Below are 14,217 nucleotides of genomic sequence, written 5' to 3' on the forward strand. Positions count from 1 at the left end.
TGCAGGACAATCTCTAATCCACGTCCAAAACCCTACGCGGGTAATAAGGACTGAAAATATCACTCCCCATGGCTACTAAGCCCACCCACCAGGAGCTGCTCGAAGCTGGCGTACACTTCGGCCACCTACGCCGCAAGTGGAACCCAAAGATGTCTAACTACATCTTCGGTGAAAAAAACGGCATTCACCTCATCGATCTTAACAGTACGATTTCCGGAATGGACCGTGCCGGAAACGCGATGCGTCAGATTGCACGCGCTGGAAAAAAGATTCTCTTTGTTGCTACCAAGAAGCAGGCCCGCGATATCATTACCGCTGCTGCTACGGAAGTGAACATGCCATATGTCACTGACCGGTGGCAGGGTGGTATGTTGACCAACTTCAACACCATTCGCCGTTCTATCCGTAAGATGCAGAACATTCAGCGGATGCTTGAAGATGGTACCCTCGACAGTGTGACCAAGAAGGAAAAACTGACGCTGACGCGTGAGCACGAGAAGATGAGCAAAGTATTGGGTGGTATTGCGGACATGAGCCGTATCCCCAACGCTATCTTCGTGGTAGACATCGTACACGAGCACCTTGCCGTGGCCGAAGCCAAGAAGCTCAACATGCGTACTTTCGGTATTGTCGACACCAACGCCGACCCTACCAGCGTTGACTACCCGATTCCGGGAAATGACGACGCTTCGAAGTCCATCAAAGCGGTCATCGATTACCTCACGGCCTGTATCAAGCAGGGTCTCTCCGAGCGTAGCGAAGAGAAAGACCAGAAAGCAAGTGCGAAGCCGGCTGAAGCTGCTGCTCCTGCAGCTGCGGAGACTCCCGCTCCCCCGGCAGCGGAAGAGCCTACTGCTCCGGCAGCGGAATAGTTGTGGTAGCATGATAGTAATGATAGTATAATAGTAGTTGGCCATCGTTGCCGCTACTATCATACTATCATTACTACCTTACTATTATACTACTCTACCGGGCACAGCGGTTACCACCCAGGGCCCACCCCAAATAAAATTTAGAATTACTTAAATTATAATACGCTATGGCCATTTCAGCCCAAGACGTAAAGAAACTACGGGACATGACCGGTTCCGGAATGATGGATTGTAAGAAAGCCCTGGCGGAAGCTGACGGCGATTTTGACAAAGCCATCGAAGTGCTGCGTAAGCGCGGCGAAAAAGTTGCTGCCAAGCGCGGTGATCGTGATGCTAACGAAGGTGCCGTTATCGCTAAGATCAGCGACGACAAAACCTACGGTATTATCATCCGCCTGAGCTCCGAGACGGACTTCGTATCTAAGAATGACGACTTCGTTGCTTTTGCTCACAAAATTGCCGACGTAGCTCTGGCCGGTAAGCCCGCTGACCTAAATGCTCTTATGGCATTGCCCATGGAAGGTGACCTCACCATTCAGGATAAGGTGACCGAAATGGTCGGTAAGATCAACGAGAAGATCAACGTTACCGCTTACGAGCAACTGTCTGCTCCTCTGGTAGCAGAATACATTCACATGGGTAACCGTGCTGGTGTACTTGTTGGCCTGAGTGCAAGCTCAGATGCTGCTTATGATGCTGGCCGTAGTGTTGCCATGCAGGCTGCAGCCATGAAGCCAATCGCTCTGGACAAAGAAAACATTGATCAGGCTACCCAGGACAAAGAGATCGACATTGCCAAGGAACTTGCGCGTCAGGAAGGTAAGCCAGAAGCTATGCTTGACAAGATCGCTATGGGCCGTTTGAACAAGTTCTTCAAAGAGAAGACGCTGGTTAATCAGCAGTTCGTGAAGGACAATAAGAAAACGGTAAAGCAATTTGTTGCTGAGGTTGAAAAAGGTCTGGAAGTGACGGACTTTAAGCACGTCGAACTCGTGTAATAGTCTTAAAACGGCTTTTAAGTAAGACGCCACGTTCCTTTGATCGGAACGTGGCGTCTTTGTGTTTGCGGTATTCTTGTAAGGAGCGGTTAAGGCCGAGAATAAATTGGTGTTGGGCCGGCAATCAGGCTAAATGATTATCTTAATAAGAGTGAATATATGGGGTGGGAGATTTGAAAAATATTGTTTAAAGTACACGATAGTTTAGGTGTTAAGCAAACAGAATTTGTCAGTTAAACGACCTGGTTGTTAAAATTTTACTTAGCTTTATTCCAGATTTAAGTTTTAAGCGAATTCCATCATGAAAAATAAATCGTTGTAAAACCTCTGTTTCTGCAGAGGATGAGTAGCTTTTGTCATGTAGTATTTTCTGCGTGAAAGCTCGTCACTTCTTCCTTCGATTTTGCTTTGTTGTTGTGATGGAATCCTGAATTCCTCGCACTATCCGTATTGGATTGTTGTATTTGTTTTTAATAATGTTTCTCATGACAAAACCTAATTTTTTTCACTGGACCAAGTCCAGTGCATGCCTCTTGTTTTCTCTTGTTTTTCTTCCTTTGTACGTTTCGGCACAAGACCGCGCTGATGTATATTCAGAAGTCAGGTTTATACTTGCCGATGACCAATCCATCGAAAGGTTGATAGAAAGTGGGGTCGATCTCGATCATGTACATCCCCACCATGGGAAAAACTCAATGATTCTCAGGCAATCTGAACTGCCGCTACTCACTACGGCGGGTATCTCCTACGATCTTCTTACGGCGGATGTTTCGAAAGCTATCGAAAAAAGAAATATTGCTGATCAGGAGACCTACCGACCTGCTCCGAACGCGAAGTCTACTGCCGGCTTTGAGTTAGGCAGTATGGGGGGATTTTACACTTATGCTGAAGTGCTTCAACAGTTGGATGAGATGTACGCTTTATATCCGTCTTTGATCACGCAGCGTTTCAGTATTGGGACGACCACTGAGGGAAGAACGATCTGGGCTGTCAAAATATCAGACAACCCGAACACAGACGAGAGCGCTGCCGAAGCACCCGTTTATTTTGATGCTTTGCACCATGCCCGGGAGCCTGCATCAATGGCAACCGTGATTAATTTCATGTTTCACCTTCTCGAGAACTATGCATCTGACCCCGGGATGAACTACGTAGTTAATAATCGGGAAATTTTTGTCGTTCCCGTAGTAAACCCTGACGGTTACGAGTATAACCGAACCACCAACCCCAACGGCGGTGGTTTATGGCGTAAAAACCGCAGGGTCAATTCAGGAAGTTCTTGCAGAGGGGTAGACCTTAACCGGAATTATGATTCTGATTGGGGAGGTAGCGGTTCAAGTAGTAGTACTTGTTCTGATTCTTACCGTGGACCTGGCCCGTTTTCTGAGCCAGAATCTCAGGCGATTCGTGACTTTACTACTTCGATTGGGGCGTCCATCGCCTATACAACCCATACATCAGGCGGATACTGGCTGGGCCCCGATTTTAGTAGTGGACAGGCAGAGTTTGCCATTCATGCAGAACTCAACGGTGATTGCCTTGATGAGAATGATTATATCTATGGAGATGCGGATATCATTTTGGGGTATGCCAGCGGTACGACTCAAAACTGGATGTACGAAAGCCTTGGCTCCCTTTCCTGGACACCAGAAATCGGGACCACCGGATTCTGGCCTTCTATTCCTGAGATTATTCCATTGGTTAATGAACAGATTAAACCTTACGAATACGCTTGCTGGGTCGCTGGAGCTTTAGCAGACTTTCAGGGCTTTGAATTGGTTGGTAACTCTGGCTTGTCTTCAGCAGCACCTCTGGAGATGAATATTCTTATCCGGAACAAAGGTTTGAGTCGGTCTGCACAAAACGTAAGTGTTTCGGTGTCTACGGATGTATCTGGTGTGGTAGCGATTAACGGCTCCCGTAGCTACGGGAATATTGCTTCCCGAACTTCAGCTTCTAACAGCCTTCCCTTTACGTTTAGTGTTGATGGTGCCGTTGCCGCGGGAACGGAAGTTAAATTCTATGTTGACGTTAGCCAGGAAGGTGTGATTTCTGATCGTGATTCTTTCTTTGTTACCGTTGGTACGCCCAACGTGCTTTTTGCGGATGATGCCGAAAGCGGCTCCAATGCCTGGAGCAATGGGGGAAGTGGCAACAATTGGGAAACCTCCACAGCAGATGCTTATACGGGAACCAGTTGCTTTGTCGATTCCAGACTGAGTCATACTGCTGGCAACAGTAGCCGGTCTTTCACTACTAATGCTCCGATTTCACTGGCAGGAACCAGCAACCCACGACTGGAATTTGCGGCTAAATGGGGGCTACATACTAATACGGACTACGTGCGTCTGCAGGTATCCGTAAATGGAGGCAGCTGGACCAATATCGCCACCCCTGCCATGGAAACCATCAGCGGAGAGCCTGCTTTTGTGAGAAATGAACGCTGGACTAATCAAGTAGCAGACCTGAGCGCATACTCTGGTCAGTCCGTTCAATTCAGGTTCGTATCCTTCAGTAACAGTAGTCTTCGTTCGGACGGATTTTATTTTGATGATTTTCGAGTAGTGGATTATGCTCCAATGCTGATAAGTACCTGTACCGATGGCGTTCAAAACGGCAGTGAAACAGCTGTTGATTGTGGTGGCCCGGATTGTGCCCCTTGTTCAACCTGTACCGATGGCGTTCAAAACGGCAGTGAAACAGCTGTTGATTGTGGTGGGCCGGATTGCGAACCCTGTAGTACCGACTGTACAGCAGTAACGCTGAGTTCGGACGACTTCGAAGCAGGTTACGGGAGCTGGAACGATGGTGGCTCAGATTGCACGCGGATAAGCAATGCAACTTATGCAAACAGCGGAACTATTTCCGCGAGAATAAGAGACAATACTTCTTCCTCCGTTCTTACTTCAGATATCTTAGACCTCTCTGCCTATTCAGAAATCAATGTTGCGTTTACCTACGTACCCGTTAGTATGGACAATGTAAATGAAGATTTTTGGCTACAGGTCTCAACCGATGGAGGAAGCAGCTATACAATAGTGGAGGAATGGAACCGGGGAGATGAGTTTCAAAACAATCTTCGGTATTTTGAAGATGTTACTATTCAGGGGCCTTTTACGGCTAACACCCGCCTTCGTTTCCGTTGTGATGCTTCCGGGAATTCCGACTGGATTTACCTGGACGATATTGTCGTCTCATCTTGCCCCGGCGGCTCCGGTTCTTCAAGCTGTACGGACGGAATCCAAAACGGCGAAGAGACCGGCGTGGATTGTGGCGGACCAGACTGTGCCCCATGTCCAACCTGCTCAGATGGTATTCAGAATGGAGGAGAAACTGGAGTCGATTGTGGTGGCCCGGACTGTGGGGATTGCGATACTTGCTCAGATGGAATTCAAAATGGTGATGAAACCGGTATAGATTGTGGCGGAATTGCCTGCCAGGAATGCCCAACCTGTTTTGATGGAGAACAAAACGGAAACGAAACGGGCATTGATTGTGGCGGCCCGGATTGTGCTGCTTGTCAAAGCTGTACGGATGGTATTCAGAATGGTGGTGAGACTGGTGTTGATTGTGGTGGCCCGGATTGTGCCGCCTGTCCGACCTGTACCGATGGGATTCAAAACGGAAACGAGACGGGTATCGATTGTGGTGGGCCGGACTGTATCGCCTGTACTATATCCTACTGTTCTTCAAGCGCTAATACTCAGTATGAGTATATCCAGTCTGTAACCTTTGCTGGAACGACCAATTCTTCCAGCAATAATGGCGGTTATGCCGACTTTACCGGAAGCACTACTTTTAACTTGAGTGGTACGGTGACTTTATCATTGACGCCTGGCTTCCCGGGTGGTTCATATAATGAGAACTGGACGGTATACGTCGACTACAATGCAGATGGAGATTTTTCGGATGCCGGAGAACAGGTGTTTCAGGGAGCCAGTTCCGGAATTGTAAATGGCTCTTTCATTGTTCCGGGTGGATTGACGGGAACCAGCCGCATGCGCATTCAAATGCGCTATGGCTCCTATAACTCCAGCAGCTGTGGGAGTTACTCCTGGGGAGAAGTAGAGGATTATACCGTTGACTTTGGCAGTGGAGTTACCCGAAGAGCAGTCTCTACTAATTCAGTGTTCAGCCCTGTTTCGGATTCTCCGGTTTTAGAGCTTTATCCGAATCCGGTCCGGACAGATTTAACGGTCCGCCTGACGGTTGGAGAGCTGAAAGAAACCCCATCCTGGATAGTTGTTGATGCAACGGGCAAAGTAGTGATGGAAGGCCAAACGTCTTCTGATGCGCTGCAGTCCGGTCTTAATATCTATCTGCAGGATCTATCTGCGGGAATGTATTACTTCTCTCTCCGCTCGGCTGAAGGGCGGATGACTAAACGTTTTATCGTCCAACCTTAGCGTTTTATTATTTACTAGTGGTCCCTTTTCTGGCGCTGGCCTGTCTTTAATCGGCAGGTCAGTGTCCCGGGCCAAAGACTGTTGTTTTTCTAACGGGAAGGAAGATTTTTATTTCTCCTGTAAGCACGTTTGGCTTTTCGATTTATAGCTTTTATATCATGAAAAATATAAACCTTATTTCTGGAATAGCGCTGGCGCTATTTTCAGTCCTCCCTTGGTCCATGTCTTGGCCTGATACTGTCGATCTGATAAGAGAACAATCCGGACCTAATGACATTATGGTCTCAGTCTTCAAAGACTTTAACGGGGATGGGATTCGTCAATCCACGGAACCTCCGGTAGCAGGAGTAACGGTCACAGCATATGATGATCTGAATGCTTTGGCTGCGCAAGACAATATTGGGAATAGTGGAAACTATTTGCTGAACGTAGGAGCTGGAACAGGTACTTACCGGGTAGAAGTGACCGGCCTTCCCGTTGACCTTCAGCCAGGGGCCGTCGGTTCTTCAACGGTCTTTTTTGCAACTGCTAACCAGACAGTAGCCGTTGCACTGGCGAATCCGGACCAATACAGCCAGCCTAACCCTCCTTTAATCACTACCTGCTTTATCGAAGGCCCGCAATCTGTGGGTGCCGGAGAGACACTAATTCGTTTCGACTACGACTCTGGTTGTTTTGATGCAGGCATCAACGCTACTTGCGACGACGGCGGCACCTTCAACGGCCCCAAGGCTGCCCTGGCGGATGCATCAGACATTGGATCTACCTTCGGAGTAGCATACCAGCGAAATACCCGCTCAGCTTTTGTCGCTTCTTTCATGAAACGACATGCCGGGTTTAAGGAAAATGGAAAAACAGGTATTATCTACCGCGTCCAAAACCCTAATACGGCAACACCCACCATTACAGAATACATTGATTTTGATGCCCTTGGGATACCTACCCAACCGCTTACCGGCGATCCACACCCCGCGGACAATGCGTCGGTTACTGACTGGGAACTTGATAACAATTCCTGGGACTGGGTAGGGAAAATGAGCTTTGGTGACCTCGATATCTCCGAAGACGGAGAAACCCTTTACGTCGTCAACCTCTTCGATCGGCAGCTTTACAGTTTTCCCGCTAAGGCTACTCCTTATACAGCAGCTGACGCAGCTATGGTAACGGCCATTCCCCTGCCACAACCGTGTGGGAATGCTATCGATGCCCGCCCTTTTGGCCTGGGAGTATATAATGGCAAAGTCTACTTCAGTATGATCTGTTCAGGAGAGTCCAGCACGGGAGCCTGGGCGGGTGGAAAAATTCCTGCCAACTCGGTGTGTAACGTCAATACCCCTCCGGTGGGAGACCGGACAGCTTTGGAAGCTAATATATATGAATACGATCCTGGAACTGGCTTGGTGAACCTTACTCCGGTATTAAATTTTCCTCTTAACTACGGACGAGGTCTGGCCATCAACTCCAGCTATGGAGCTACCTCTGCTACCTGGAATCCATGGGTGAGTGAATGGACAGTTTTTAATCGCCCTCCAAGAATCATCAACAACACTAAAGCGCTTGCACAGGACCGTTCTTACCCACAGCCCATGATTTCCGACATTGAATTTGATGCAAACGGTAATATGGTACTCGGGCTACGGGACCGCTTTGGAGATCAGACCGGACACCTGCAATCCGCACCTGCAGGCTTTACGATTAACCCGGATCCGGATCCGGGAAATGGGGCCCCTCCGGCCTTTGAAAATATGTACGACGGGGTAGCTGAAGGAGATATTCTTCGTGCTTGCGGTGATCCCACTAGTGGCTGGACGCTGGAGTCTGGCGGAGCGTGTGGCGGTATATCCGGACCAACAGCACCCAATGTGAATTCTAATGGCCCCGGTGGGGGAGAATATTACTCTCAGGATGATTACGACAATTTTCACAACGAAATCGCTCAAGGTGGTATGGTCATCGTTCCCGGTCAGGAAGAAGTTGTCACTATTGTGACAGACCCCATCAACAGCTCAACAGAATTCTACGACGCGGGTATCGTTTGGTACCGTAACAGTGACGGCCAGCGAGTGCAAAACTTCCTGGTCTTCAGTACCGCCGTAGGGGTCGGTGATGATGACGGACCCACCTTTGCCAAGGCCAACGGCCTGGGAGATATGATCGCCCTTTCTGATCCCACTCCGATCCAGATTGGCAACCGCGTTTGGTTTGACTCAAACAGAGACGGTATTCAAACCCCTGATGAACCTGGCCTTAATGGAGTACTGGTGGAGTTGTATAAGGATATTGGAGGAGTAATGACCAAAGTGGCAGAAACCACCACATCGGCAGATCCGCTTCAGGGTAATGGCGCCTACAAGTTTACCAACAGTACAGAGCAGACCTGGTCGAACGGGCAAACAGAGGTCCTGCCAAACATGAGTTACGAAATCAGGGTGAGCCTCGCTGATGTTCAGTCTGTAGAGAATACAGTGACAGAATTTACCCTCCCTAACGGTTCCGGGGATTCTTCCAACAATAACCTGAGTGACCTCAATGACTCGGACGCCAATAGTTCGGGAGTTATTGCTTTTCAAACAGGCGGTGCCGGAGAGAATAACCATACCCTTGACATTGGAGCAAGAGTAGGCTGTTCCGTTTCGGGGAGTATCGTATCCGAAACCTGCGACGGCATGAGCACCCCCGTTACCGCTGATGACACCTACGACATTGTCGTAACGGCAACAGTAACCAATGGTAGCGGAGCCTACGACGTGTTGGTCGATGGCCTCGAAGTCACCGCTGCGGTAAGTTCCGGAACCCAGACCACCATCACCTTGCCGGCTTCTGGCACTACCGTTGACATCTCCTTCCGGGATGCAACGGATGATTCCTGTATGTCGGGTGCCATTACCTCTTCTTCACTCGAAAGCTGTAGCCCCGCCATCCCGTGTGATGTATCTATCACTAACGTCAGAGTAGCTTGTGCAAACGAAACGGAATTCATGCTGACGTTTGACGTTAATTGGGATTATATCCTCGCAACTACCGACATGATTCAGGTTACCGTCAATGGTGTCGCTCAGGCTCCTTTCACACCGCTTACGCCTGCGGGAACGCAAGCCTTTGGACCATTTTCGTTCAACCAGCCGGCAAATGGCCTTTTAATGGAAGCCTCCTTTACGGGGTTGTCAACCTGCTCCACAATCGCGTCTGCTGACCTCATCGCCTGTACCGATCCCTGTACTGACGCCCTAGGCGGTAACGTCTTCAATGATTTCAATAACGACGGCGCGGACGCAGGTGCAAGCGAAGTTGGACAAAGCAATGTGCTCGTCGAAGTCTATGAATGCGATAACGATGTCCCCGTCGCGACCACTTATACTAACGCTGATGGCGATTGGAGTGTAGATGACACCAATATCACTTATCCCGTTCGTGTGGAGTTCTCCACACCATTGCAGGATTACCTCCAGCCTGGTGTCGCAGGCATGAACAACGGCACGAATGTGCAGTTCGTAGAGGCACCAACCTGTCAAGTGATTTATGGTGTACTAAACCCCAGTACTTATTGTGGCGAAGATGTCTCATTAGTTACCACCTGTTACCTCGGAGGTGACAACACTGGCGGGCAGGCAGCAGTTTTAACCTGGTCCTACGAAAATGTAGGACTTGGACCAAACGATAAACGTTCTGTCTCAACGGTAGGTCAGGTTGCTTCTGCCTGGGGAGCGTCTTACAATACTTCTGAAAAAGAGTTGTTAGTGGCCGCAGTGCTGAAGCGGCATAGCGGTTTGCATTATGAGGCAGACGGGAGCGGTGGCCTTGATGCTATTTACGCTATTGATCCGTTTTCCAGCAATCCAAACGGGACGATCTGGCTAGAGCTCGATGACGATCTTGGTATTGATGTAGGTTCCATTCCTGATAATGCAGGCCGTGGGTTAGGAGCTCCAACCGCACCTAGTAATGACGTAGAGGCATATGATAAAGCGGGTAAAGTTGGAATCGGTGATATCGACCTAAGTGAAGATAACAGTCGCCTTTACGTGATGAATCTGTTCGACAAAACGCTTTACGAAATTGACGTAGCAACCAAAACACTGGTAAACAGCTATCCTGTACCGGACCCTGGATGCGCCAATGGCGACTATCGCCCCTGGGCTGTACAGTACCATAAGGGCAAAGTATATGTAGGGAGCATTTGTGATGGCAGTGAGGCGGGCAAGAACGCTACTGCTGGAGATGCATTGACCAACGAAACCGGCCGTTCGGATCTACGTGCCTACGTATACAAGCTATCCGATGGTACTTTCAACGAAGTATTGGATTTCTCCCTGGATTATACCCGCGAACCACCTGATCAATATAATGGAAGCTGTAATACCTCTGATGGCTGGTTTCCCTGGGTGCAAAGTAACGAAGTGCCCCTTTCATGTGTGTTTTTTAACCCTACAAATGTTATCGGTTATCCTCAACCGTTGCTCACTGATATTGAGTTTACGGATAGCGGAGACATGATTCTGGGCTTTCTGGACCGTACAGGCTTACAAATAGGCAATGGTAATTACGGACCCACTGGAACGACGCTTTACGGCCTGGCTTCCTCCGGAGATATTTTACACGCTTGTGCAGACGGCGCTGGTGGGTTTACCCTCGAAAGTCCGGAATGTGCCAACGTAAATGGGCATTTCCTCAATTCAGATTCTGGGGAATACAATGCCTTTCCGGATGGACACGGAGAATATTATGGTGGCGATTTCTTCCACAATAATGGTACATTTTCTAATCCGAACGAATTTCCGGGCCATTCGGAGATTACGCTTGGGGGGCTGGCGGTGCTTAGTGGTAGTGGAGAAGTAATAGCTAATGCCTACGACCCGGTTACGGGAGGAAATAATTTCGGCACTGGTGGAATAATTCGATTGAGCACAACTACCGGTATGCGTACGAGTAATGGCTTCCAGCTTTACGATGCCAGTGATGTGGGAACCTTTGGTAAGGGGGTGGGTATAGGCGATTTGGAAATCATCTGTGGCGAATCCCCCATCCAAATCGGAAACTACGCCTGGGTCGACACCGACGAAGACGGTGTTCAGGATGCCTGTGAGGAGCCCGTAGAGAATCTCCCCGTTTCTCTTTACACCAAAGATGATAACGGAGACCTGACACTGGTCGCCACTACCACTACAACTGCCGATGGAGAATATTACTTCACCGGCGACGGTACGACCGGCGAAACCTGGACAAACATCGACGATGTGATCCTGAAAGATACTACCTACCTCATCGTCTTTGGCGATGCCGCAACGGCACCAACGGATACTACAATCCTGGCTGGTGGTGTTGAATACACCATTACAGCAGACTCAACGGGCGAAGGCAATAGCCCGGGGCTTAACGATTCAGATGCCATCCTGATGAATGTCAATGGAACCATGCTGCCGGCCATTTGCTATAGTACCGCTGATACCACCGATCATACGCTCGACGTCGGCCTTAAGTCCGTTGCATTTCTCAGCATCGGCTCCACCGTCTTCGAAGACCTGGACAATAACGCCCTGCAAGACGTTGACGAAGACGGCATCCCCAACGTGGAGCTCGTTATCTACCAGCTTGTGGGCAACAAAGACGATGCCACCAACGGCGAAACGGACGATATTCTTCTCGATGTAGGCTCCGACGGCGATCTGTCCACGGCCACTGACGGCATGCCACTGGTGACTGACGCCAACGGCGATTACCTCGTCACCGGCCTCCAGCCGGGCGATTACTACCTGGTTATTCCCTCGGGCAACTTCGCCGATGGCGAAGCGCTGAACGACATTTCGATTTCCTCTACGGACATCGCGACCTCAGCAGCGGATAACCAACGGGATGGCGACGATAACGGCCTGCAGCCCGCTGGCCCGGCGACTGAAGTGTGCAGCCCCGTCATCACCCTCTCCGCTGGAGACGAACCGGAAGACGGCACGGACCCCGACGAAGAAACGGGCTCCGGCTCCACTCAGGACAATGCCTCGCCCCTCCGCGATGACAACGGCGATATGACGGTCGACTTCGGCTTCTTCCGTCCGCTCAGCATCGGCTCCACCGTCTTCGAAGACCTGGACAATAACGCCCTGCAAGACGTTGACGAAGACGGCATCCCCAACGTGGAGCTCGTTATCTACCAGCTTGTGGGTAACAAAGACGATGCCACCAACGGCGAAACGGACGATATTCTTCTCGATGTAGGCTCCGACGGCGATCTGTCCACGACCACTGACGGCATGCCACTGTTAACTGACGCCAACGGCGATTACCTCGTCACCGGCCTCCAACCGGGCGACTACTACCTGGTTATTCCCTCTGGCAACTTCGCCGATGGCGAAGCGCTGAACGATATCTCGATTTCGTCTACGGACATCGCGACCTCAGCGGCGGATAACCAACGGGACGGCGACGATAACGGCCTGCAGCCCGCTGGCCCGGCGACCGAAGTGTGCAGCCCCGTCATCACCCTCTCCGCTGGCGACGAACCGGAAGACGGTACGGACCCCGACGAAGAAACGGGCTCCGGCTCCACCCAGGACAATGCCTCGCCCCTCCGCGATGACAACGGCGATATGACGGTCGACTTCGGTTTCTTCCGTCCGCTCAGCATCGGCTCCACGGTCTTCGAAGATGGAGACAATAGCGGTCGTCAGGATGCCGGGGAGGCAGCCATCCCTAATGTAGTCGTCCAGCTTTTCCGGACGGTAGGGAATAAGGACGACGATATCAATCGAGAAACGGATGATACCTTGTTGGATGCCGGCTCAGATGGAGATTTAATCACCCCAACTGATGGATTGCCGACAACCACAAATTCTACAGGAGACTACCTTTTTACGGGTCTTACGCCTGATGAATATTATGTCGTTATCCCCACTAGCGAATTTGGTGTTGGAGAGCCACTTGAGGTACTCAATGTTTCCTCCTATGATATTGCCACCTCGCTGACGGATAACCAAATTGACGGCGACGATAATGGTCAGCAACCCGCTGGTCGGGGAACCGCTATTTGTAGCCCGGAAATCACCCTGTCTGTTGGCGACGAGCCGATTAACGGTTCAGTGGCTGGCACTGAGGTGGATCAGGGCAACGTGCAGGATGATGCTACGGCAGCAAGGGACGCCAATGGTGATATGACAATTGATATGGGGCTATTCGCTCCGGTATGCCTTGGAGATACCGCCTTTATCGATATTGACGGAGATGGAATCCAATCCGTTGGAGACGAACCCTTACCCGGAGTTGTCGTAACGCTTTATGAAAGTGAGACCATGATGCCATTTACGGGAATGGACGTAAACGGTAATACTGTTGATCCACTAATCACCAATATGGACGGAGCGTATAAATTTACCGACCTTCCTCCCGGAGATTACTACGTTGTTTTCGATATTTCGATGATTGCTAATGCTGATCTGTACGAGTTCACCATACCAAATCAGGGAGATGATATTGATGATTCTGATGCCATCCCGGATGGACCTGGCGATGATGTCGCGAGAAGCGAGTCGACGGGAGGTCTTGATTCTGGCGAAGAATTCCGGAATCTGGACGTTGGGGTGACTTGTGCCATTACCGTGGAAGTATCCCAACCATTCACGATCTGTAGTACCCAGCCGATTAACCTGTTGGAAGGAGCCTCTGTCTCTCCGGAAAGACTGGGTGGGGTATGGTCCACGTCCGATGGTACTGGTTCCTTCGTAGATGTTGATGGAAATGCCTTGTTAGCCCCCTTCGAGTTAGGCATTGCCGCTGAATATTTGCCAAGCAGGGAGGATGGTTTACGAGGATTTGTTACGTTTGTGCTATCCAGTGGAGATCCCGGTGAATTAGTTCCGCCAAGTAGCTGTGCAACCGTGAGCAGCGCAGCCTTAAGAATTGAGGTTCTTAATGTTGACTGTGGGCAGCTTCTTTGGGACGGGAAGTAACAAT

At 50.1% G+C, this 14,217-nt stretch carries 4 protein-coding genes; all 4 read left to right on the forward strand.

Features of this window, described 5'->3' with window-relative positions:
* Positions 1-68: 68 nt before the first annotated feature.
* The 4 genes from rpsB (at position 69) to BM123_RS09850 (ending at position 14,213) form a co-directional block, all read left to right on the forward strand.
* The gene (gene rpsB, locus BM123_RS09835) at positions 69-872 is read left to right on the forward strand and encodes a 30S ribosomal protein S2 (RefSeq protein WP_090167801.1); all 804 of its coding nucleotides are present in this window, start codon (positions 69-71) and stop codon (positions 870-872) included.
* 167 nt (positions 873-1,039) lie between these two features.
* Positions 1,040-1,870, forward strand: a complete 831-nt coding sequence (gene tsf, locus BM123_RS09840) for a translation elongation factor Ts (RefSeq protein ID WP_090167803.1) — start codon at positions 1,040-1,042, stop codon at positions 1,868-1,870.
* A 695-nt stretch (positions 1,871-2,565) separates the two neighbouring features.
* Positions 2,566-6,276 (forward strand): M14 family zinc carboxypeptidase, encoded by a 3,711-nt coding sequence (locus BM123_RS09845; protein WP_175489317.1) that lies wholly within the window; start codon positions 2,566-2,568, stop codon positions 6,274-6,276.
* Between the two features lie 278 nt (positions 6,277-6,554).
* Entirely contained in the window at positions 6,555-14,213 is a 7,659-nt protein-coding gene (locus BM123_RS09850; protein WP_175489318.1) for an SdrD B-like domain-containing protein, read from the forward strand.
* The last annotated feature ends 4 nt before the right edge of the window (positions 14,214-14,217 follow it).

Source organism: Neolewinella agarilytica (assembly GCF_900110645.1).
GTDB classification, from domain to species: domain Bacteria; phylum Bacteroidota; class Bacteroidia; order Chitinophagales; family Saprospiraceae; genus Neolewinella; species Neolewinella agarilytica.